This is a genomic window from Ramlibacter sp. (genome assembly GCF_035627355.1).
Classification (GTDB): Bacteria; Pseudomonadota; Gammaproteobacteria; order Burkholderiales; family Burkholderiaceae_C; genus Ramlibacter.
Genome location: NZ_DASPLW010000025.1, coordinates 31,345 through 53,386 on the forward strand (window position 1 = coordinate 31,345; position 22,042 = coordinate 53,386).

The window sequence follows — 22,042 nt, forward strand, 5'->3', positions numbered from 1 at the left end:
CGCCCACGTGCCCGCCCAAGTCGCGCAGTCCACGCTGCAGGCCCATGGCGAGCCGGCGGCGCAGATCCTGGGCATCACCTGGGTGCTGTTCATCGGCGGCGCGCTGGTCTTCGTGGTGGTGATGGCCCTCTGTGCGGTCGCGATCGCGGGCCCGGCGCCGCTGCGCAGCTGGCTGAGCCAGCGCCGCTTCGTGGTCGCCGCCGGCATCGTCTTTCCCGTGCTCGCCCTGACGGCGCTGCTGGTCCATACCTTCGGCATCGCCGCGCAGATGGTGCGGTCCCAGGCGCAGCCGGCCGCCACCCGCATCCAGGTGACCGGCGAGCTGTGGTGGTGGCGCGTGCGCTATCTCGATGCGGATGGCCACGTGCTGCTGGAGACGGCCAACGAGATCCACGTCCCGGTCGGCGAGCCGGTGGACCTGCTGCTGGCCTCGGCCGACGTGGTGCACAGCGTCTGGCTGCCCAGCTTGGCCGGCAAGCTCGACATGCTGCCCGGCCACGTCAACCGGCTGCGCCTGCGCGCCGACGCGGCCGGTGTCTACCGCGGCCAGTGCGCCGAGTTCTGCGGCGCGCAGCACGCGCGCATGGCGCTGCACGTGGTGGCGCAGCCGCCGGAGGCCCACGCACGGTGGCTGCAGGACGCACGGCAGCCGGCCGCCGATCCGCAGCCAGGGCCCGCGCAGCGGGGCCGGGCGCTGTTCGAGCAGGCCCGCTGCAGCGTGTGCCACACGGTCCGCGGCAGCGGCGCCAACGGCACGCTGGGCCCCGACCTCACGCACGTGGGCAGCCGCCTCACGCTGGCCGCCGGCACGCTGCCCAACGGCATCGGCTCGCTGGAAGCCTGGATCGCCGATCCGCAGCACGCCAAGCCCGGCGTCCGCATGCCCTCCTACCGCCGCTTCTCGGGCGAGGAACTGCGCGCGCTGGCGACCTACCTGGAGGGGCTGCGCTGATGGCGTGGCTGGATTTCTCGCAGTACGCGGCGGGCTTCAACGCGCTGGCCTTCCTCGCGTGCGCGGCGCTGGTGTGGATCGCCGGCAGCCGGCTGGCCGTGAACGCCGACCGGCTGGCCTCGGCCAGCGGGCTGGGGCAGGCCCTGGTCGGCATGGTGGTGCTGGCGGCCCTGTCCTCGCTGCCGGAAACCGCGGTCACGCTGGATGCCGCGGTGGCCGACACGCCGGACCTCGCGATCAACAACCTGCTGGGCAGCATCGCGGTGCAGATCACGCTGCTGGCGGTGGGCGATGCGATCGTCGGCCGCGATGCGCTGACGGTGGTCGCAGGCCATCGCACCGTGCTGCTGCAGGCCACCTTCGTGGTGCTGATGCTGCTGGTGCTGGCCCTGGGGCTGCTGGCCGGCGACGTGGCGCTGCTGGGCGCCGGCGCCTGGACCTGGGGCCTGCTGCTGCTGTATCTCGTCAGCGTGCGCACCATCGCGCGCGAACGGGGCCGGGCCGCCTGGCAGGCGCAGCCCACCGAGGCGCAGCGCAGCCGCGGGGAGGAGGACCCCCTGGCTGCACAGGCGCCGCCCCCGCCGGCGGGCGAGCCTGTGCGCCCGCTGCTGCTGAAGCTGGCCGCGGCGGGTGCGGTGATCCTGGCGGCCGGGTTCCTGCTCGCCCGCAGCGGCGAGGCGATCGCGCAGCAGACCGGACTGGGCGCCAGCTTCGTCGGCGTGGCCCTGACCGGCGTGGCCGGCTCCCTGCCGGAGATCAGCACGGTGGTGACCTCCATGCGGCGGCGCCGCTACCAGCTGGCCCTGGCCGGCATCTTCGGCGGCAGCCTGTTCAACGTGATGCTGGTCTTCGTCGCGGACCTGCTGTACGGCGGCGGGCCGGCGCTGCGGGAGGTCGGCCGCTTTGCCCTGGCGGCCAGCTTGCTGGGCGCGGTGCTGTCGGCGATCTACCTGGTCGGGCTGCTGGAGCGGCGCGACCGGACCATCGCGCGCATGGGGATCGACTCGGTGACGGTGCTGTTCTGCTACGCGGCCGGCCTGGTGCTGCTCTACCGCCTGCGCGAGCCATGAGCGATCCGAGCGCCACCGTCGACTATCCGAACCCGCTGCCGCGGCCGCCGGGCGAGTTCGAGCAACTGCAGCGGGCCTGGAAGCCGCCCACCGGCATCCGGCTGCTCACGCGGGTCAACAACACCTATGTCGGCGTCTACTACGTCGGCACCTCGCTGCTGTTCTTCCTGCTGGCCGGCGTGCTGGCGCTGGTGATGCGCACGCAGCTGGCGGTGCCGGAGAACACGCTGGTCGGCCACGACCTGTACAACCAGCTGTTCACCATGCACGGCACGGTGATGATGTTCCTGTTCGCCGTGCCGGCGGTGGAGGCCATGGGCGTGCTGATCCTGCCCAACATGCTGGGCGCGCGCGACCTGCCGTTCCCGCGGCTGTCCATGTACGCCTTCTGGGCCTATGCGATCGGCGGGCTGATCTTCTTCGCCACCATCTTCTGGGGCCTGGCGCCGCGCGGCGGCTGGTTCATGTACCCGCCGCTGACCAGCTACGAGTACGCGCCCGCCGACAACGCCGACTGGTGGCTGCTGGGCATAGGCTTCATCGAGATCTCGGCCATCGCCGGCGCGATCGAGATCGTGGTGGGCGTGCTGCGCACGCGCGCGCCCGGCATGACCCTGGGCCGCATGCCGGTCTACGCGTGGTCCATGCTGGTGATCGCCGGGATGATCATCTTCGCCTTCCCGGCCATCATCCTGGGCACGCTGCTGCTGGAGATCGAACGCAGCTTCCAGTGGCCCTTCTTCGTGGCGGCCAAGGGCGGCGACCCGCTGCTGTGGCAGCACCTGTTCTGGTTCTTCGGCCACCCCGAGGTCTACATCATCTTCCTGCCGGCCGCCGGCATGGTCTCCATGATCATTCCGGCGATGGCCGGCACGCCGCTGGTGGGCTACCGGCTGGTGGTGCTGGCACTGGTGGGCGCCGGCTTCCTCAGCTTCGGCCTGTGGGTGCATCACATGTTCACCACGGGCATCCCGCAGCTGTCGTTGAGCTTCTTCTCGGCGGCCAGCATGGCGGTGAGCATCCCCAGCGGCATCCAGGTGTTCGCCTGGATCGCGACCCTGGCGGCCGCGAAGCGCCTGCGGCCGCTGAAGGTGCCCATGCTGTTCGTGCTGGGCTTCTTCTTCATCTTCGTGCTGGGCGGGCTCACCGGGGTGATGGTGGCCGTGGTGCCCTTCGACTGGCAGGCCCACGACAGCTACTTCATCGTGGCGCACCTGCATTACGTGCTGATCGGCGGCATGGTGTTCCCGCTGTTCGGCGCCCTCTACTACTGGACCCCCTACATCAGCCGCAAGGCGCTGTCCGAGCGCATGGGCCAGTGGGCGTTCTGGCTGATGTTCGTGGGCGTGAACCTCACCTTCTTCCCCATGCACCTCACCGGGCTGATGGGGATGCCGCGGCGCGTCTACACCTACGCCGACTACCCGGGCTGGGCCGAGCTGAACCTGCTGTCCACCGGCGGCGCCTTCCTGATCGCCGCCGGCGTGCTGGTGGTGGTGGTCGACATGGCGCTGCACCTGCGCATCGGCAATCCCAACGCCGGCAACGTCTGGGGCGCGGGCACGCTCGAATGGCTGCCCAACGGCGACTACGGCAACCGCAGCATCCCGATCGTCCACAGCCGCGAGCCGTTGTGGGACCAGCCCGGGCTGTCCGAGGACGTGAAGGAGGGTCGCTACTACCTGCCCGGCACGGCCACCGGCGGGCGCGAGACCATCGTCACCAGCGCGATCGACGCCAGGCCGCAGTACCTGCTGCAGATGCCGGGGCCGGGCTGGTCGCCGCTGCTGGCGGCGGTCGGCACCGCCGGCTTCTTCCTGCTGCTGACGGTGAAGCTGGTGCTGCCCGCGCTGCTGTTCGGCGCGCTGGCGCTCGCCTCCGTCGTGTGGTGGCTGTGGGGGAGCGACCCCGGTCCCAGCCACCCGCCGGTGGACGTAGGCGGCGGGCTGCGGCTGCCGGTGCAGATGACCGGCCCGGATTCGCATTCGTGGTGGGCCATGGTGGTGCTGATCCTGGTGTGCGGCTCCATCTTCGGCTCGCTGGTGTTCAGCTACCTGTTCCTGTGGACGGTGTCCCCGGACGTGTGGCCGACGGCAGTCGAGGCCTTGCCGGGGCTGGGCTCGCCGGCGGCCTCGGCCGGCCTGCTGCTGGCCAGCGCGCTGGGCGTGCGCTGGTGCAGCCGCCGGCTGGCGGCCGACCCGGCCCGGAGCGCCGGGCCGCTGCGCGGGGTGCTGGCGGTCGCCGTGCTGCTGTTGTGCGCCTCCCTGGTGGTCGAGGTCGAGGCGCAGCAGGACGCGGGCCTGTCGCCGCGCGAGACCGCCTATGGCGCCGTGGTGTACGGGCTCGCGGCGCTGCAGGGGCTGTTCGTCGCCATCAGCGCCACCATGGGCCTGTACACGCTGGCGCGGTCCTTCGCCGGGATGCTGTCGGCGCAGCGCCGGCAGACCTTCGACAACACGCGCCTGTTCTGGAACTACACCGTGGTGCAGGGGCTGGTCGCGCTGGCGCTGGTGCATGGCTTCCCGCGCCTGCTCCTGGGGTGATGCATGCGATTGCCCGTTGCCACCCACGACCTGCTGCTGCTGTTCGCCGGGCCCATGGTGTGGGCGGCCCACTTCGTGCTGATCTACGGCCTGAACGGCATCGCCTGCGCGCGCAGCGGTTCGGCGGCCCGCTGGGGCGGCCTGCCGTGGGAGGCCTGGGCCATCGTCGCGGCCGGCGCGCTGGCTGCGGCCGTGCTCGCGGCCTGCGCCGCCGCCCGGCCCCGCAGCGAATCGGAGCACAGCCGGCGCTTCGTGCGCTGGACCTCGCTGGCGCTGCTGGCCCTGGCGCTGCTGGCGATCGCCTGGGAGACGATGGCCGTGCTCCTGGTGCCGGCGTGTTCCGGCGCCTGAGGAGAGCCGTCGCCCCGGAGCTGCCATGACTGCCTTCATCCCCTTCCCCGACCCGGTGGCGGACTGCTCGATCGCCGACTACGGCGCGATCGGCGACTGCCGCACCGTGGCCCTGGTGTCGCGCTTCGGTTCGATCGACTGGTGGTGCTCGCCCGATTTCGCCAGCCCGTCCTGCTTCGCGTCGCTGCTGGACCGCGAGCGCGGCGGCCGCTTCGCGCTGACGCCGCGCGGCGTGCGCGAGGCGCGCCAGGCCTACCTGCCGCGCACCAACGTGCTGCAGACGCGCTTCACCTGCGAGGGCGGCGAGCTGGAGCTGACCGACTTCATGCCGCTGCCCGAAGCCGGCGGCGCCGGCGCGCACGGCGAATCGCCGCAGGAGATCGTGCGCCGGGTGCGCTGCCTGCAGGGCGAGGTCACGCTGGAGGCGCTGTTCGACCCGCGCCCGGACTACGCCCGGGCCCGCGTGCGCATCGACGGGCTGGGCAACGGCCAGTGGCGTTGCAGCGGCGGCGGCTTCGAGGCGCAGCTGAGCACCACCTTGCCGCTGGAGCCGGCCGGCGGGGGTGCGCTGCGCGGTTCGCTGCGCATGCGCGCCGGCGAGGTGGGTGTCGCCCTGCTGCATGCCGGCGCCGTGTCGTCCAGCTCGCCGGATGCGGCGCACGAGGACGTGCACGGGCGGCTCGCCGCGACCGTCGCCTGGTGGGGCGCCTGGTGCGACCTGTGCACCTACCGGGGCGAGTACGCCGGGGACGTGATGCGCTCGGCGCTGGCGCTCAAGCTGCTCGCGCACCGGCCGACCGGCGCCGTAGTGGCAGCGGCCACCACCTCGCTGCCGGAGAGCGAGGCCGGCGGTCGCAACTGGGACTACCGCTACTGCTGGCTGCGCGACACCTCGCTGGTGCTGCACGCCTTCACCGACCTGGGCTATTCGGCCGAGAGCCGGGCGTTCTCGCACTGGCTGCTGCATGCCACGCGCGCCACGCGGCCGAAGCTGAACGCGCTGTACGGCGTGCATGGCGAGACCGACCTCGCGGAGGTGGTGCTGCCCCACCTGCGGGGCTACCACGGCATCGGCCCCGTGCGCATCGGCAACGCGGCGGCCGGCCAGCTGCAGCACGACGCGTATGGCGAGGTGATCCTGACCAACTGCGACGACATCGAGATGGGCGGCTCCCTCGACGAGCACGAGAAGGACCTGCTGGCCGAGTTCACCGACCAGGTCTGCCGCATCTGGCGCCAGCCCGACCACGGCATCTGGGAGATCCGCCTGCCGCCGCGCCACAACGTCCACTCCAAGCTGATGTGCTGGGCGGCGCTGGACCGCGCGCTGCAGCTGCACCGGGACCATGGTTTGCCGATCGACGCGCAGCGCGTCGCGCGCGAGCGCGAGGCCGTGCGCGCCGGGATCGAGGCGCAGGGCTGGAACGACGCCGTGGGCAGCTACGTCGGTTACTACGGCAGCGACGCGCCGGACACCAGCGTGCTGCTGATGCCTCGCCTGGGCTACATCGACGCCCGGCACCCGCGCATGCGCGGCACGGTGGACCACGTGCTGCGCACGCTGTCGTCCCAGGGGCTGCTGTACCGCTACCCGCCGGGCACCGACTACGACGGCGTCGCCGGGCCCGAGCACCTGTTCGCGATCAGCGGCTTCTGGTGCGTCGACTGCCTGGCGCGGCAGGGGCGGCTGCAGGAGGCGCGGGCAATGTACGAGCGCCTGCTGGCACTGCGCAACCCGCTGGGCCTGTTCGCCGAGGAGTACGCGGCGAGCGACCTGCGGCCGATGGGCAACTTCCCGCAGGCGTTCAGCCACGTGGGGGCGATCACCGCGGCGCTCTCGCTGGACCGGGCCGGTCGCGGCGAGCCGGCGGGCCAGTGGTGAGGAAGGAGCAAGGGATGGATGGACGCGAACCGGGCGTGGTGGTGGTCACCGGCGCATCGGCCGGCATCGGGCGTGCGATTGCGCGCGAGTTCGGCCGGCGGGGCTGGCGGGTGGCGCTGCTGGCGCGCGGCGCCGACGGGCTGGAGGCGGCGCGCCGCGAAGTCCAGGCGCTGGGCGGCCAGGCGCTGGTGCTGCCGACCGACGTGGCCGACGAGCAGCAGGTGGAGGCCGCCGCCGCTGCCGTCGAGGCGCAGTGGGGTGCGATCGACGTGTGGGTGAACAACGCCATGGCGACCATCTTCTCGCCGGCGATGCAGGTCGACGCCAGGGACTTCCGGCGCGCCACCGAGGTGACCTACCTGGGCGCGGTGTGGGGGACGCTGGCCGCGCTGCGGCGCATGAAGCCGCGCGACCGCGGCACCATCGTGCAGGTCGGATCGGCGCTGGCCTACCGGTCGATCCCGCTGCAGGCGCCGTACTGTGGCGCCAAGGCGGCGCTGCGCGGCTTCACCGATTCGCTGCGCAGCGAACTGGCGCACGACCGCAGCCGGGTGCGGCTCAGCATGGTGCAGCTGTCGGCCTTCAACACGCCGCAGTTCGAATGGGGCCGCACCACCTTGCCGCGCCGCCCGCGGCCCATGGGCAGGATCTTCCAGCCGGAACTGGCGGCCCGCGCGGTGTACCTGGCGGCGACGCGGCCGCGGCGCGAGTTCTGGGTCGGCTGGCCGGCGGCGCAGGCCATCCTGGGCAACCGCCTGGTCCCCGGCCTGCTCGATCGCATGCTGGGCCGGCGCGCGGTCGAGGGCCAGCAGGACCCCGACCCGCTGCCCAGCCCGCGCCCGGACAACCTGTGGCAGCCGGTCGCCGGCGATCACGGCGCCCACGGTCGCTTCGATGCGGAGGCGAAGGACGGCAGCTTCCAGTTCTGGCTGGATCGTCATCGCGGCCCGGTGCTGCTCGGCGCGGCGCTGGGCTTGTGCGTGGCGGCCGCCGCGCTGGTGCGCGGGCGCGTTGCGCCGGATCCCCCGCCTGCGCGGAGATGACGGGGTGGGGCGGCGGCCGACGGGGACGCCTACGCCGCCACCACCCGGATGCCGCGCAACTGCCCGGCACCCGCCGGCCCGGAGGGCTTGGGGTACTTCGCCGGGTCGAACCGGTGCAGCAGTTCGGCCTCGCGCAGGCGCGCCGCGTCCACCGCGGCGCGCTTGACGGGTCCGTAGCCGCGCATCGACAGCGGCACGCGGGCGATCTCGGCGGCCAGCGCCAGCCGCTCCGCCGACAGCTCCGGCAGCAGCGACTCGATCCGCTGGGCGTACTCGCGCACCAGCGCGCGCTCCAGCGTCCTTTCCTCGGTGTAGCCGAAGACGTCGAGCACCGTGCCGCGCAGGCGCTTGCCGTGCGCCAGCAGCTTCATCGCCGGCAGCATCCAGCCGCCCAGCCGGATCTTGCGCGGGCGCTGCCCGTCCCTGGCCCGCGAGAGCAGCGGCGGCGCCATGTAGAACTCCAGCTGCGGATCGCCTTCGAACTGCTGGTGCAGGGACTGCAGGAACTCGCCGTCGGTGTACAGGCGCGCCACCTCGTACTCGTCCTTGTAGGCCATCAGCTTGAGCAGCGACTGCGCCACCGCGCGGGTGAAGGGCAGGCTGCTGTCGGCGCCGAGCGCGGCTTCGCGCGTGCGCACGCGGGCGACGAAGTCGGCGTAGCGGCGCGCATAGGCCTTGCCCTGGTAGCCGGTCAGGTGCTGCACGCCGCGGGCCACCAGGGCCTCCAGCGTGTCGCCCGCAGGCGCGGCTTCGGCCTGCGGTTCGCGCAGCAGCGCGGCCACGGCCTGCGGATCGGCGGCGGCCAGCCGGCCCAGCGAGAACGCCAGCTGGTTGTTGGCCACGCCGACGCCATTCAATTCAATCGCCCGCGTCAGCGCCGCCAGTCCCACCGGCACCAGTCCGCGCTGCCAGGCATAGCCCAGCGCCAGGATGTTGGAGACGATGGCGTCGCCGATGAAGGCCTCGGCCAGCGCCTGCGCATCCAGCGTCTCGACGCGGTCGGCGCCGGCGGCGAAGCGCAGCTTCTCCAGCAGGGCCGGCACCTTCAGGCTGGCATCCGGATTGCGCAGGCTCTCGGCCACCGGCACCTGGTGCGTGTTGGCCAGGATGCGGGTGCGGCCGTGGCGCACCGTGGCCAGGGCATCGGCCGAGGCGCCCACCACCAGGTCGCAGGCGAGCAGGGCGTCGGCCTGCTGGGTGTCGATGCGCACCTGGTTGAGGCGCGAGGGCACGTCGGCCAGGCGCACGAAGCTCAGCACCGAACCGCCCTTCTGCGCGAAGCCCATGAAGTCCAGCACGCTGGCGCTCTTGCCCTCCAGGTGGGCCGCCATGGTGATCAGCGCGCCGACGGTGACCACCCCGGTGCCGCCGACGCCGGTGACCAGCAGGTCGTAGGGAGCGGTCCAGGTGTGCGGCGCGGGAGCGGGCAGGGCGGCGACATGGCGGTTGAAGTCGGCCAGCCCGGCGCCGAGCGCGCCGACCCGCTTCTTCAACTGGCCCCCGATCACCCCCACGAAGCTGGGGCAGAAGCCCTGCACGCAGGAGTAGTCCTTGTTGCAGCTGCTCTGGTCGATCTTGCGCTTGCGGCCGAGGGACGTCTCCAGCGGCTGTACCGCCACGCAGTTGCTCTGCACGCTGCAGTCGCCGCAGCCCTCGCAGACGCGGTCGTTGATGAACACGCGCCGGGCCGGATCCACCAGCTCGCCCTTCTTGCGCCGGCGGCGCTTCTCGGCGGCGCAGGTCTGCTCGTAGATCAGCACGGTGACGCCGGCCACCTCGCGCAGCCGGCGCTGCACGGCGTCGAGCTGGCTGCGGTCGTGGAACTCGGTGCCGGCGGGGAAGCGGCCCTTGATCGCGTCGTACTTGCCGATGTCGTCCGAGACCACCACCACCTGCTTCACGCCCTCGGCCTCGACCTGGCGGGCGATGCCGTCGACGCTGATGATCCCGTCCACCGGCTGCCCGCCGGTCATGGCGACGGCGTCGTTGAACAGGATCTTGTAGGTGATCGTCGACTTCGCGGCCACCGCCTGCCGGATGGCGAGGTAGCCCGAGTGGTAGTAGGTGCCGTCGCCCAGGTTCTGGAACACGTGCGGAACCTTGGTGAACATGGCGTGCGAGACCCAGTCCACGCCTTCGCCGCCCATCTGGATCAGGCCCTCGGTGTCGCGGTCCATCCAGCTGGCCATGAAGTGGCAGCCGATGCCGGCCTGGGCATGCGAGCCCTCCGGCACGCGGGTGCTGGTGTTGTGCGGGCAGCCGGCGCAGAAGTAGGGCAGGCGCTTGACGCTGTCGCTCTCGTTGGACAGCAGCTCGGGCAGCGTGAAGTCGCGCACCAGGTGGCGGCGGTCCAGGTCGGGGTAGTGGGCCGCCAGCCAGTCGGCCACGATGGCGATCAGGCGCGACGGCCGCAGCTCGCCCAGCGCCGACACCAGCGGGGCGCCGCCGGCATCGGTCTTGCCGACGATCACCGGGCGCTCGGGCGCGTTGTAGAACATGGCCCGCAGCTGCTCCTCGACCACCGGCCCCTTCTCCTCGATCACCAGCACCTCGTTCAGCCCGCGCACGAACTCGCGCATGCGGGTGGGCTCGATCGGGTAGGTGAGGCCCAGCTTGTAGATGCGCACGCCGTGCTGCGCCAGCGTCCCGGGCGCGATGTCCAGCCGGCGCAGCACCTCCATGAAGTCGTAGTGCGCCTTGCCGGCAGTGACGATGCCCACCGTGGCGTGCTCGCTGCGCACGATGTGCCGGTCGATGCTGTTGATGCGGGCGAAGGCACGCACCGCCTCCAGCTTGGCGTGCAGGCGCTCTTCGATCACGAGCGAGGGGAGGTCGGGCCAGCGGTAGTGCAGGCCGCCGGGCGGCGGCGTGTAGCCGGTCAGCTGGCGCACCGTGTCGCCGTCCTGCCAGGCGGCGACGCGGGCGTTGACGAGGTCCAGGTCCACGGTCGACGCGCTCTCCACCACTTCCGACAGTGCTGTGAAGCCGACCCAGTTGCCGGAGAAGCGCGAGAGCTGCCAGCCGTACAGGCCGAACTCCAGGTACTCGGCCACGCTCGCCGGCGAGACGATGGGCGCATGCCAGGACTGGAACGCCTGGTCGCTCTGGTGCGGCATGGACGAGGACACGCAGCCGTGGTCGTCGCCGGCCACCATCAGCACGCCGCCGTGCGGCGAGGCGCCGTAAGCATTGCCGTGCTTGAGGGCGTCGCCGGCCCGGTCCACGCCGGGTCCCTTGCCGTACCACAGCGCGAACACGCCGGCGCAGGTGCGCTCGGGGTCGGCCTCGACCCGCTGCGTGCCCAGCACGGCGGTGGCGCCCAGTTCCTCGTTGATCGCGGGCAGGAAGCGCAGGCCGGCCTCGTCGAACTTCTTCCCCGCCTTCCACACCGCCTGGTCCAGCATGCCCAGCGGCGAGCCGCGGTAGCCGCTGATGAAGCCGCGCGTGTCCAGCCCGGCGGCGGCGTCGCGCTGGCGCTGCATCAGCATCAGGCGCACCAGCGCCTGGGTGCCGGTCAGGAAGATCGCGCCGCTGCGCGCCCACAGGCTGTCGCTGAGCTGGTAGTCGGGGCGGGCGAGCGCGGGCGCTTCGCGGGTGGGCGTGGCTGTGGTGTCCATGGCGTCTCCTCTGCCGTGTCGCGCCGCTCACCCCCGCCGCGCCGGTTCACGCCGGGATGGCATGCGCTGTAGGGGAGAGGCTACCTCTCGCGAGCCGGAAAAGGGTTCTTCATTTCCGTTCCCCTCGGTGCCGTGGAGAATAAGATTCTCAGGAACAGCGAAATCGAAGAATGGACGACCTCGACCGCCACGACGTGCTGCTGCTGGCCGAACTGCAGCGCGATTCGCGCCAGACGGTGCAGCAGCTGGCCGCCGCCGCCGGCCTGTCCAGCACCCCGTGCTGGAAGCGCGTGAAGGAGATGGAGGCCGCCGGCATCATCCGCGGCTACACGGCGCTGGTGGATCGCGAGAAGGTCGGCCTGTCGTTGTGCGTGCTCGCCGAAGTGAACCTCACCCGCCACCACGAGGACGACGTACGCCGCTTCGAGGAAGCGGTGGCCGCCGAACCGCGCATCGTCAGCTGCTACGCCACCACCGGCCAGGCCGACTACGTGATCAAGGTGCTGGTGCCCGACATCAAACGCTACGAGAGCTTCCTGCACGAGACCCTGTTCAAGCTCGCCGGCGTGACCCACGTGCGATCGAGCGTGGTGCTCAAGGAGGTGAAGGCGGAGACGCGGCTGCCGCTGGAGGCCCCCGGCGGTCGCGTGCCGGCGCGGAGGAGCCGGTGAAGCCCTGTCCCTGCGGCCGCACCGACCGCCGCGGCCGACCGCTGCCCCAGGACCAGTGCTGCGGTCCCTGGCTCGCCGGGGCGCCGGCGCCGGATGCCGAGGCGCTCATGCGTTCGCGCTACACGGCCTACGTGCTGGGCGACGAGGCCTACCTGCTGGCGACCTGGCACCCGCGCACGCGGCCGGCCGACGTACGCCCGGATCCGGCGGTGAAGTGGCTGGGCCTGGAGGTGCGCGATCACCGGGTGCTGGATGCCTCGCACGCCGAGGTCGAGTTCGTCGCGCGCTACCGCGTGCAGGGACGCGGGACGCGCCTGCACGAGCGCAGCCGCTTCGTGCGCGAGGACGACGGGCGCTGGTACTACGTGGACGGCGACGTCCGCTGAACGGGGCCCGGCGCCGGCCTCACTTGGTGGCGGCCGGCTTGCGCGTCCGGCGCGCGGCCTCGATGGCCGCGGCCTTCTCCGCATGCTTCTCGGCGCGCGACATGCGCGCCTTCGGCTTCTTGACGTCCTTGGTGGCTTGCGCGTCCTTGCCGGCCTTCGGCTTGTCCCTGGGCTGGGCGTGGTGCGTGCGCAGCAGCTTGTCGACTGCGCTGGGCTTGGGTTGCAGCGCCTGCGCCTTGCGCTTCTCGCGCTCCTCCTTCAGCTGCTGGCGCTCCTCGGCCAGCGCCTCCTCGGCGGCCAGGGGCTTCTGGTCCGCGCCACGGCGCATCTGGGCGCGATGCAGCGCCTGGCCATTCGCCGAGATCCGCTTGGACAAGGATGCAGTACGAATCGGCATGTCTCACTCCGGGTGGTCGGGCGGGAAGGCCACTCTAGGCCAAGCCGGCGCACGATGCCAGCGCATCCGAAGCGGCGACCCGGCGCCAGCTCTGCGTTACGCTCTCGCGCCATGATCGTCGTGCACCACCTCGAAACGTCCCGCTCCCAGCGCGTCCTGTGGTTGCTGGAGGAACTGGGCGTCCCGTATGAGATCAAGACCTGGCGGCGCGACCCCCGCACGCGCCTCGCGCCGCCGGAACTCAAGGCCATCCACCCCATGGGCAAGTCGCCGGTGGTGTGCGACGGCGACGTGGTGATCGCCGAATCGGCCGCGATCCTGGAGTACCTGGCGTATGCCCATGGCGCCCAGGCCGCGGGCGACCTCTCTCTGCAGCCGTCGCCCGGCACCACGGAATGGCTGGCGGTGCGCTATTGGATGCACTTCGCCGAAGGTTCGCTGATGAACTGGCTGGTGATGAAGCTGGTGTTCATGTCCATCCCGACCCAGCCCATGCCCTTCTTCGTGCGGCCGATCGCGCGCCGCCTGTGCGGGCAGGTGCAGCAGAAGCTGGTCGACCCCAACGTCGCGAACGCCGTGCAGATGATCGATGCGCACCTGGCCGGCACCCCCTGGTTCGCCGGCGACCGGCTCACCCTGGCCGACTTCCAGATGAGTTTCGCCGTGGAGGCCGCGCTGTCGCGCAGCCCGGAGGCCCGCCGCCTGCCGCACCTGCAGGCCTACCACGAGCGCATGCGCGCACGTCCCGCCTACCAGCGGGCGCTGGCCAAGGGCGGGCCGGTGGTGCCGGAAGCCGTGGCGTGAACGTCGACGGCGCCGGTTCTTCCCGAGTGAGCCGGGGCCGCGTAAAGGTTTGTGTGCCGAAGCCGCGCGACGGTCGTTCTCGCGCATGCTTACGTCCATGGACAAGGCAGACAGGCGCTCTGCGCGCAGGATGCACGACGGACACAGCCGCGAAGAGGCAGGGCTCCAGCGCGCGCAGCAGGAAGGTGCGGGCGAGTCGCACCATCCGGTGCAGGACATGCCGGCCCATGGCGCCCAGCCCGTCGGGCACGAGGGCATCGACATGCTCCGTCGCCGTTACGAAGACGCCCAGCGCCGGGAGGCGGTTGCGTGGAGTCGCCTCCAAGGGCTTCCCGGCGATGCCGGGTTCGCGGAGGAGGCCTGGGAAGACTGGAGGGACGCGGTCGAGGAGCGGGAGCGGGCGACCCGGCTGATGATCAACAGTGCGATGGACCTGCTGTCGCGCGAGCAGGCCCGTTTGCCGGAGCAGCCTTCATGACCACCCAGCCCAGCGAGTTCGGCGGCGTCGAGGAACGACTCCTGGAGAGCGCGCTAGAGGCCGTCGAGGCACAGATCGCGCAAGCGGAGCAGATCGTGGCCATGCATTTCCCCGCGCTGGACAGCGACGCCAGGGCACGGCTGACGGTCGCGGTGGTCCAGTCCATTGCGGTCAACTACCTGGCAGCGGCGACGATCCGCAACCTCCCCAAGGGCTGAGTCGACGGTCCCTGTCGGAATCCCCGGGCCGCAGCGCGCGCTTGGCCCCTTCAGTCAGGGCGCAAGCCGCTGGCCGGCAAGGCCGGCGGGGGCTCGTCGGCCTTCATGCGTTCCTTCACCAGTTCGTCCAGTTCCACCGAACTGGACGAAGCCCTGCAGCCAGCCGCCGTGAGTGCCAGGGTGCCGACCGGCATCCCGCAGACCCTGGAGGCCACGTCGGCCGGGACCAGCATGCTCAGCGGCATGAGGCTTTCGTCGAGGCTGTTCCGTTCCGCCAGCTGGCCGGACACATCGCTGAGGTCCACGCTGACCAGGGCCTGCTGCGATTGGGCAGCGCTCGTCGCCAGGCAGGCGGCCATGGCCAGCGATGAAGGGGCGTTGCGCAAGTGCATGTCGGTTTCCGGGATTCGGGCAACCACCCTACGCCGATCGACGGCCCCGCGCGGCGATTGCACCATCGGTAACAGTCGCAGGCCGGAATGGCAACAAGACGCGTTGACGCCCTTGCACGGCGGCGCGCCGGCTCAATCTGCTTCGGTGCGGGCTGCTTTTGGCCCGCGCCATGACCCCGACCCCATGCACGAAGACTTCCAGCGCCTGATGCAGGACGCAACCCGGCTCACCCGCGCCGGTCGCCTCGACGCGGCCACTGCCGTCATCCGGTCCGCACTGATGTCGCGGGCGGGTGGCGTGGATCCGGCCGTCATCGACGTCGAGGCCAGGGTGGTGCCCGGGACGGATGGCGCCGGCAGGTTCGGCCCGGCCCCCGCGCTCCGTGGGGGCGAGCCGCAGCCGGCGCGCGCCGACGAGTCGTCCTTCATCGAGGGCCGCTTCGGCACCGGAACCGCCGGGCGCAGCTACAAGCTGTACGTACCGCCGGGTGCCGGCTCACAGCCGATGCCGCTGGTGGTGATGCTGCACGGCTGCACCCAGGATCCGGACGACTTCGCGGCGGGCACCGGCATGAACGTTGCCGCGCGCGAGAGGGGGTTCTTCGTGCTCTACCCGTCGCAGTCGCGAAAGGCCAATCCCCAGCGGTGCTGGAACTGGTTCAAGCACAGCCACCAGGCTCGGGGGCGCGGCGAGCCTGCGATCCTGGCCGGCATGGTCCAGGACGTGATCGGCCGCTACGCCATCGACCCCGCGCGCGTGTACGTGGCGGGCCTGTCCGCGGGCGGTGCCATGGCCGCGGTGCTCGGGCACGCGTACCCGGAAATCTTCCGGGCCGTCGGCGTGCACTCCGGCCTGCCCGTGGGCTCGGCGCGGGATGTGCCGTCGGCACTGAAGGCGATGAAGGAGGGGCCGGCCCGATCGGCCGGCTCGCCGCCGGCGCCGAACGTGCCCACCATCGTCATCCACGGCGACGCGGACAAGACGGTCCATCCGTCGAATGCGGATCACCTGTTCGCAGCCGAAGCCGACTGGCGCACCGAGTCCGGCAGCGTGCCGGGCGGGCGGTCATGGACGCGCCGCGTTCGCCTGGATGCCGACGGCAAGCGAATGGCCGAACACTGGCTGGTGCATGGAGCGAAGCATGCGTGGTCCGGTGGCAGTCGCAAGGGCAGCTTCACGGACCCCGCCGGGCCGGACGCCACCGCAGCGATGCTGGACTTCTTCTGGGAGCATGGCGGTTGAGCCCCTGGATCCAGCCCAGGCGCTGACGGCCCTGCCGGCGGCACGTTCAGAGCGACTTCAGCCAGTCCCGGAACAGCTTCACCTCGGGGAAGCCGGCCCGGTCCTTCGGATAGAGCAGGTAGTAGGCCCCGGCGCTCTTGACCTCGCTGGTGAAGGGCCGGACCAGTTCGTCGCGCCACTCCACCTTGTCGATCTCGATGGTGGGCACGCAGGCGATGCCCAGGCCGTTGCGGGCGGCGTTCACGCCGAGGAAGGAGTGCCCCACCACCAGCGTGGAGGCCCCCTGGACCCGCGCGGCGCCATTGGCGGCCAGCCAGGACGGCCAGGCGTCGGCGCGGGCCTCGTTGTGGATCAGGCAGAAGCGGTCGAGGTCCAGCGGTGACCGGATCGGGCCTTCCCGCTCCAGCAGCGCCCGGCTGCAGACCGGGGTCAGGTAGTCGTCCCACAGGTGCGTGGCCGTCACGCCGGCCCAGCTCTCGACCATCTGGAAGCCGATGTCCGAATGGTCGCAGGGGTAGTCCTGCCAGGGCAGCTTGCCGACCCGGATCGCCAGGTCCACGTGGTCGCGGCGGAAGTCCACCGGCTCCAGCGAGCTCGAGACGTGCAGCCGCACTTCGGGGTAGGCGCGGTTGAAGTCGGTCAGGCGCTGCATCAGCCACAGGCTGCCCATGGACGGCAGGATGCTGATCGACAGCGAGTGGGTCCGGTTGACCAGGCTGCTGGTCGCTTCCTCGAGCGTGTCCAGCGCGGAGGTGACGGCCGCCAGGTAGGCCTGGCCGAAGGGCGTGAGCTCGACGTTGCGGGTCAGCCGGTTGAACAGCGAGGTGTTGAGGTAGCCCTCGAGGATCTTGATCTGGCGGCTGATCGCGCCCTGGGTCACGTTCAGTTCGTCGCCGGCCTTGGAAAAACTCAGGTGCCGGGCGGCGGCCTCGAATGCGCGCAGTGACAGCAGCGGTGGAATGACTCGTTTCATCGCCCGGACGCATCAGTTTGGCTCATGGGAGCGCGCAAACAAATCGTTTGTCGAAGCCTCCGACCGCGTCCCATAGTCGGTGAACCGCAGAATAACCCAGCCGCTCCTGTTGCCAGGCAGCGGCTGCCCTGCGGCAACGATCGGGAGCACGCATGGGCAAGAGGATTCGCTGCGGATTCGGCGTCGACGTGGATGCGGTCGCCGCCTGGCTGGGCACCTTCGGCGGGGCCGACTCGCCGCACGACATCTCGCGCGGGCTGTTCGCCGGCGAGGTCGGCTCGGTCCGGCTGCTGGACCTGTTCGACCACTACGGCATCAAGACCACCTGGTTCATCCCCGGCCATTCGATCGAGACCTTCCCCGAGCAGATGGCGCGCGTGGCCGAGCGCGGCCACGAGATCGGCCTGCACGGCTACTCGCACGAGAACCCGCTGGCGATGACGCCGGCCCAGGAAGCGGACGTGCTGGACAAGTGCATAGGCCTGGTGGAGAAGCTCAGCGGCCGGCGCCCGCGCGGCTATGCGGCCCCCTGGTGGGAGCTCAGTGCGACCACGCCTTCGCTGCTGCTGGAGCGGGGCATCCGCTACGACCACAGCATGATGCACCGCGACTTCGAGTGCTACCGGCTGCGCAGCGGCGACAGCTGGACGCCGATCGACTACTCGCAGCCGGCCGAGTCGTGGATGAAGCCGCTGGTGCGCGGCAAGGAGACCTCGCTGGTCGAAGTGCCGGTGAGCTGGTACCTGGACGACCTGCCGCCGATGATGTTCATCAAGAAGGCGCCCAACAGCCACGGCTTCATGAACCCGCGCGACATCGAGGAGCTGTGGCGCGAGCAGTTCGACTGGGTGTACCGCAAGATGGATGACGCGGTGTTCACGATCTGCCTGCATCCGGACGTCGCGGGCCGGCCCCAGGTGCTGGCGATGCTGGAGCGCCTGATGGACCACATGCTGGCCCACGGCGGGGTGGAGTTCATGACGCTGGAGGCGATTGCCGCGGCCTACGACCGGGAGCACCCGCTGGAGGGCTGACGCATGTGCGGGCTGTGCGGCCTCTGGGGCAACGTCGCGCACTGGAGTTCGGCCTCGTCGCGGGCCGTGTCGGGCGGGGCGGCCGGCGGGCTGAATCCCTTGCGCGAGCGGGCCCTGCAGGTCCGCTTGCTCGACCGTGTCGCCGGCCTGGCCGGTGCGCAGGTCGAGGACTGGGCCGGCTCCTCCTGGATCGTGCGCGGTGCGTCCGGGGCGACCGAGATCGTGGACGCCTTGCCCCTGGTCTGGCCGGCGCTCGAGCGTCTGGCCGGCAAGCCGATCGATCCCCTGTCGGATGCGGTGATCGAGCGGCTCTGGCAAAGGCAGCAGCCATGAGCGGCGTGCGCGACCCCCGCCTGCCGGTGCTCATCCTCTCCGGATTCCTGGGCAGCGGCAAGACGACGTTGCTGCGGGCTGCCCTGCAGCGCAGCGACCTGCGGCGTACGCTCGTGATCGTCAACGAGGTGGCCGACCAGGGCGTGGACGACCGGCTGCTGGCGACCAGCGGCGAGCCCGTTCGGCTGCTGGGCAACGGCTGCCTGTGCTGCAGCGCCGACGACGGGCTGGGCCGGTCGCTGCTTCGGATCGCCGAGGACGAGGCGCTGCTGCGATCGGTCGACCGCATCGTCATCGAGACCAGCGGGCTGGCGGATCCGGCGCCGGCGTTCGCCGCGCTCGCGCGCGCCGGCCGGGTGTCCGCACGGATGCGCCTGCACGCGATCGTGACCCTGGTCGACGCCATGCATGCCGGCGCGCAGGCCGGGGAATCGCCGGAGTTCGCGCTGCAGCTGCAGGCGGCGGACCAGGTGCTGGTCAGCAAGCTGGGACTGCCCGGCGCGGCCCCGCTGGCGGCGGTGCGCGAACTGGTCGAGGGGATCAACCCGGTCGCGCCCGTCGCGGCCGCCGACGCGGCCACGCTCGCAGCGCTGGTCCACCGCGAGGGATCCTCGCGCGCCGACCGGATCGCGGCGGACTGGTTGCCGGCTGGCCCCGCGCAAGCCAACGCGGGTCACCGGATCCGATTGCCCGGGACGCCATCGCGCCGCCACGACGGCGACGTCCGCTCGTTCTGCCTCGAATTCGACCAGGGCGTGGACTGGAATGCGCTGTCGGTGTGGCTGTCGCTGATGCTGCACGTGCACGGCAACCGGCTGCTGCGCATCAAGGGCTTCGTCGCGGTCGAGCAGGGCAGTGCGCCCGTCGTCATCCACTGCGTGCGCCACGTCGTCCATTTCCCGGAGCACCTGGCCGACTGGCCGGACGAGCGCCGCACCTCGTACCTGGTCTTCATCGTGCGCGACCTCGAGCCGGAGCAGGTGCTGCGTTCCTTCCTCGCGTTCACCGGCCGGCCGGGCGCGCGCATGGCGGGCGGGCCGGCGCCCGCGCCCCATCACCATCCCACGGAGGCAGCCACCGCATGAGGCAGAGCGCGACCGACCTGACGCAGACCCGGCACTACGACTACGTGCCCATCATCGACCGGGCACCGCTGAAGCTGCCCGACGGCCACCGCATCGCGGTGGTCACGTACGTGAACATCGAGCACTTCCCGGAGGCCATCCCCGGCACGGCGCTCGTGCCCGGCACCGCGCAGCACCGCCCGGACCCCCTGAACTACGGCTGGCGCGATTACGGCAACCGGGTCGGCCTGTGGCGGATGATGGAGATCATGGATGCACTGGGCATCCGCGGCACCGTGTGCCTCAACTCCGATGCCATCCGGGAGTACCCCCGCATCATCGAGGAGGGCCAGAAGCGCGGCTGGGCCTGGATAGGCCACGGCATCAACAACGCGCCGGCCAACTTCCTGACCGGGATCGAGGAGGCGCGCGAGCGCGAGATCATAGGCACCGTGCTGCGGGAGATGGCGGCCGCGCTGGGGACCCCGACCAAGGGCTGGATCGGGCCCTTCCTCAGCGAGACCATGAACACGCCGCACATCCTGGCCGACATGGGCGTGCAGTACCTGTGCGACTTCACGGCCGACGACCAGCCCTTCCGGTTCAACACGCGCACCGGCTCGCTGATCTCGGTGCCGTACACGCTGGAGCTGAACGACGTGCCCGCGTTCCTGAACCTGGGCCAGTCGGCCGAGGCCTTCGGCGACATGATCATCGACCAGTTCGACGTGCTCTACGAGGAGAGCGCCGCCAACGCCCGGATCATGCCGATCTGCCTGCACACCTTCCTGGCCGGGCAACCGTTCCGCGCCAAGCACCTCAAGCGTGCCTACGAGCACATCGCCTCGCACCCGGGCGTCTGGCATGCGACCGGCGACGAGATCAACGACTGGTACCGAGCCAACTACCTGTAGGAGCCCCCGTGGACCGCGACGTCTTTCCCCCTCTGGTCGACCTCGGGGCCGCCGGCTTCGAGCCCGCGGACGCCGGGCGCATCGCCGCGGCTGCCGCCGCCAGCGACGCGCCCGCAGCGCGAGCCGCGTTGCAACTGCTGGACCTGACGGACCACGTGCACTCGTTCGCGGCCTGGTGCGATGCGCAGGCGGAGCCGAGCCATGGCTGATCTCGAAAAGCTCGATCTGGTGGGGGTGGCCGATGCCATCGCCAGGCGCGACGTGTCTGCGCGAGACGTGACCCGCTGGTCGCTGCAGCGGCTGGAAGGCACCGGCCGGCGCCTCAATGCCGTGTTCCGCATCGACCATGAGCAGGCAATGGCCCGCGCGGCCGAGCTCGACGAATTGCAGGCGCGCAAGGGCGTGTGCGGACCCCTGCACGGCGTGCCCCTGGCCCACAAGGACCTGTTCCAGGTGGCGGGCCGCGAATGCCACTGCGGCTCGATCCTGCTGCGCGGCCGCACGGCGGAACGGACGTCGATTGCCCTCGCGCAACTGGATGCGGCCGGCCAGGTCAATACCGGCTCGCTGCACATGGCCGAGTTCGCCCTCAGCCCGACCGGCTTCAATGGCCATTACGGCCCCGCGCTGAACCCCTGGCATCCCGATCACGTGTGCGGCGGATCCTCCAGCGGCTCCGGCGTGGCAGTGGCCGCGCGACTGGTGTTCGGTTCGCTCGGCAGTGACACGGCGGGCTCGATCCGCATGCCGGCCGCCATGTGCGGCGTGACCGGCCTGAAGACCACCTTCCGCCGCATCAGTGCCGAGGGCTGCGTGCCGCTGTCCGCCTCCCTGGACAGCATGGGGCCGATCGCCCAGACGGCGCGCGACTGCGCCCGGCTGCTGACCCACGCCAGCGGGCCGAACGCCGCCGATGGGCTTTGCACGGGAGTTCCCAACCAGGACTACGAAGCGGTACTGGATGGCCGTCTCCAGGGCGTGCGCATCGGCGTGCCGGAGGCCTATTTCCGCAGCGAACTCGATCCGGAGGTCGGCGCGGCCCTGGATGCGAGCCTGGAGGTGCTGAAGCGGCTCGGCGCGGCGATCGTGCCGGCCGTGGTGCCGGACATGGAACGGGTGAACTCCCTGGCCCGGGTGCTCATGACCGTGGAAGCGGCCACGCTGCACCGGCGCTGGATCCGCGAGCAGCCCGAGGCGTACTCGACCCAGGTGCGGGCCCGCATCGAAGAGGGCTTTGCCTACCCGGCGGTGCGCTATGCCGAGGCCCTGTCGCTGCGCCGCCGGATCGCCGACGAGTTCCTGCGCACCGCCTTCGCCGGCTGCGACCTGCTGCACGTGCCGGTCCTGACCATGCAGGTCCCGACCATCCGGGACACGACCGAGGGGGAGCCCGCGACCGTGCTGCGCACCATCGCCCGCATCACGTACGCGGCCCGCGGTGTCAACTACCTGGGACTGCCGGCCATGAGCGTGCCGGCGGGGCTCTCGGCCGCGGGTTTACCCCTGGCCTTCCAGCTCATCGGAAAGCCGTTCGCGGAAGCGGCCCTGCTGCGCGTCGCCGATGCGTACCAGCGCGAGACCGACTGGCACCGGCGGATGCCGCCGGCCGCGCTGCCGGCATGAGTATTCCTGATGCATCACGCCAAAAGAATCGTTTGCCCGCTTCCGGCACCCATG

At 71.3% G+C, this 22,042-nt stretch carries 22 protein-coding genes; 18 read left to right on the plus strand and 4 right to left on the minus strand.

From position 1 onward, the window contains the following. Positions 1–7 precede the first annotated feature (7 nt). From VEC03_RS07030 to VEC03_RS07055, 6 genes are read left to right on the plus strand one after another with little or no spacing between them, the layout of a single operon-like run. Entirely contained in the window at positions 8–952 is a 945-nt protein-coding gene (locus VEC03_RS07030; protein WP_324913924.1) for a cytochrome c oxidase subunit II, read from the plus strand. After that, on the plus strand, positions 952–2,022 hold the full coding sequence (locus VEC03_RS07035; RefSeq protein ID WP_324913926.1) for a hypothetical protein: 1,071 nt from the start codon (positions 952–954) through the stop codon (positions 2,020–2,022). Before VEC03_RS07030 ends, VEC03_RS07035 begins: the two co-directional genes overlap by 1 nt. Then, positions 2,019–4,565: a cbb3-type cytochrome c oxidase subunit I gene (locus VEC03_RS07040; RefSeq protein ID WP_324913928.1), complete on the plus strand. Its 2,547-nt coding sequence runs from the start codon at positions 2,019–2,021 to the stop codon at positions 4,563–4,565. The genes VEC03_RS07035 and VEC03_RS07040 overlap by 4 nt, the downstream gene beginning before the upstream one ends. Before the next feature lie 3 nt (positions 4,566–4,568). Next, positions 4,569–4,916, plus strand: coding sequence for a hypothetical protein (locus VEC03_RS07045; RefSeq protein ID WP_324913930.1), 348 nt, complete (start codon positions 4,569–4,571; stop codon positions 4,914–4,916). Between the two features lie 25 nt (positions 4,917–4,941). Further along, positions 4,942–6,798 (plus strand): glycoside hydrolase family 15 protein, encoded by a 1,857-nt coding sequence (locus tag VEC03_RS07050; RefSeq protein ID WP_324913932.1) that lies wholly within the window; start codon positions 4,942–4,944, stop codon positions 6,796–6,798. A 14-nt stretch (positions 6,799–6,812) separates the two neighbouring features. Further along, positions 6,813–7,841: an SDR family oxidoreductase gene (locus tag VEC03_RS07055; RefSeq protein ID WP_324913934.1), complete on the plus strand. Its 1,029-nt coding sequence runs from the start codon at positions 6,813–6,815 to the stop codon at positions 7,839–7,841. Positions 7,842–7,870: 29 nt separating this feature from the next. Here the strand turns inward: VEC03_RS07055 and VEC03_RS07060 are convergent, their stop codons facing one another. Continuing rightward, entirely contained in the window at positions 7,871–11,458 is a 3,588-nt protein-coding gene (locus VEC03_RS07060) for an indolepyruvate ferredoxin oxidoreductase family protein (protein WP_324913936.1), read from the minus strand. 170 nt (positions 11,459–11,628) lie between these two features. Between VEC03_RS07060 and VEC03_RS07065 the strand changes: the two genes are divergently transcribed. Beyond that, positions 11,629–12,129: an Lrp/AsnC family transcriptional regulator gene (locus tag VEC03_RS07065; RefSeq protein ID WP_324913938.1), complete on the plus strand. Its 501-nt coding sequence runs from the start codon at positions 11,629–11,631 to the stop codon at positions 12,127–12,129. Further along, positions 12,126–12,515 (plus strand): YchJ family protein, encoded by a 390-nt coding sequence (locus VEC03_RS07070; RefSeq protein ID WP_324913940.1) that lies wholly within the window; start codon positions 12,126–12,128, stop codon positions 12,513–12,515. Before VEC03_RS07065 ends, VEC03_RS07070 begins: the two co-directional genes overlap by 4 nt. Positions 12,516–12,534: 19 nt before the next feature. Here the strand turns inward: VEC03_RS07070 and VEC03_RS07075 are convergent, their stop codons facing one another. Then, positions 12,535–12,891 carry a hypothetical protein gene (locus VEC03_RS07075; RefSeq protein WP_324913942.1) on the minus strand — a complete coding sequence of 119 codons (357 nt, stop codon included), beginning with the start codon at positions 12,889–12,891 and terminating at the stop codon, positions 12,535–12,537. Positions 12,892–13,023: 132 nt separating this feature from the next. On the opposite strand from VEC03_RS07075, the gene VEC03_RS07080 reads away from it, so the two are divergent. The 3 genes from VEC03_RS07080 (at position 13,024) to VEC03_RS07090 (ending at position 14,412) form a co-directional block, all read left to right on the plus strand. Continuing rightward, a complete protein-coding gene (locus tag VEC03_RS07080; protein WP_324913944.1) occupies positions 13,024–13,716 on the plus strand; it encodes a glutathione S-transferase in 693 nt (230 codons plus the stop codon). 97 nt (positions 13,717–13,813) lie between these two features. Continuing rightward, positions 13,814–14,194, plus strand: a complete 381-nt coding sequence (locus VEC03_RS07085) for a hypothetical protein (RefSeq protein WP_324913945.1) — start codon at positions 13,814–13,816, stop codon at positions 14,192–14,194. Further along, on the plus strand, positions 14,191–14,412 hold the full coding sequence (locus tag VEC03_RS07090) for a hypothetical protein (RefSeq protein WP_324913947.1): 222 nt from the start codon (positions 14,191–14,193) through the stop codon (positions 14,410–14,412). The genes VEC03_RS07085 and VEC03_RS07090 overlap by 4 nt, the downstream gene beginning before the upstream one ends. Positions 14,413–14,462: 50 nt before the next feature. On the opposite strand, the gene VEC03_RS07095 is transcribed toward VEC03_RS07090, so the two are convergent. Then, entirely contained in the window at positions 14,463–14,771 is a 309-nt protein-coding gene (locus tag VEC03_RS07095; protein ID WP_324913950.1) for a hypothetical protein, read from the minus strand. On the opposite strand from VEC03_RS07095, the gene VEC03_RS07100 reads away from it, so the two are divergent. Further along, on the plus strand, positions 14,770–16,047 hold the full coding sequence (locus tag VEC03_RS07100) for a PHB depolymerase family esterase (RefSeq protein ID WP_324913951.1): 1,278 nt from the start codon (positions 14,770–14,772) through the stop codon (positions 16,045–16,047). The genes VEC03_RS07095 and VEC03_RS07100 overlap by 2 nt on opposite strands. A 46-nt stretch (positions 16,048–16,093) precedes the next feature. On the opposite strand, the gene VEC03_RS07105 is transcribed toward VEC03_RS07100, so the two are convergent. After that, positions 16,094–17,020, minus strand: a complete 927-nt coding sequence (locus VEC03_RS07105) for a LysR substrate-binding domain-containing protein (RefSeq protein ID WP_324913953.1) — start codon at positions 17,018–17,020, stop codon at positions 16,094–16,096. 152 nt (positions 17,021–17,172) lie between these two features. Between VEC03_RS07105 and VEC03_RS07110 the strand changes: the two genes are divergently transcribed. Genes VEC03_RS07110 through VEC03_RS07135 form a run of 6 tightly spaced genes read left to right on the plus strand, consistent with a single transcriptional unit; the run spans position 17,173 to position 21,988 of the window. After that, entirely contained in the window at positions 17,173–18,054 is an 882-nt protein-coding gene (locus VEC03_RS07110) for a polysaccharide deacetylase (protein ID WP_324913955.1), read from the plus strand. A 3-nt stretch (positions 18,055–18,057) separates the two neighbouring features. Beyond that, on the plus strand, positions 18,058–18,387 hold the full coding sequence (locus VEC03_RS07115; RefSeq protein WP_324913956.1) for a hypothetical protein: 330 nt from the start codon (positions 18,058–18,060) through the stop codon (positions 18,385–18,387). Then, on the plus strand, positions 18,384–19,472 hold the full coding sequence (locus VEC03_RS07120; RefSeq protein WP_324913958.1) for a GTP-binding protein: 1,089 nt from the start codon (positions 18,384–18,386) through the stop codon (positions 19,470–19,472). Before VEC03_RS07115 ends, VEC03_RS07120 begins: the two co-directional genes overlap by 4 nt. Next, positions 19,469–20,365, plus strand: coding sequence for a polysaccharide deacetylase family protein (locus VEC03_RS07125; protein WP_324913960.1), 897 nt, complete (start codon positions 19,469–19,471; stop codon positions 20,363–20,365). Before VEC03_RS07120 ends, VEC03_RS07125 begins: the two co-directional genes overlap by 4 nt. Before the next feature lie 8 nt (positions 20,366–20,373). Then, entirely contained in the window at positions 20,374–20,574 is a 201-nt protein-coding gene (locus VEC03_RS07130) for a hypothetical protein (RefSeq protein ID WP_324913962.1), read from the plus strand. Continuing rightward, positions 20,567–21,988: an amidase gene (locus tag VEC03_RS07135; RefSeq protein ID WP_324913964.1), complete on the plus strand. Its 1,422-nt coding sequence runs from the start codon at positions 20,567–20,569 to the stop codon at positions 21,986–21,988. Before VEC03_RS07130 ends, VEC03_RS07135 begins: the two co-directional genes overlap by 8 nt. Positions 21,989–22,042 lie beyond the last annotated feature (54 nt).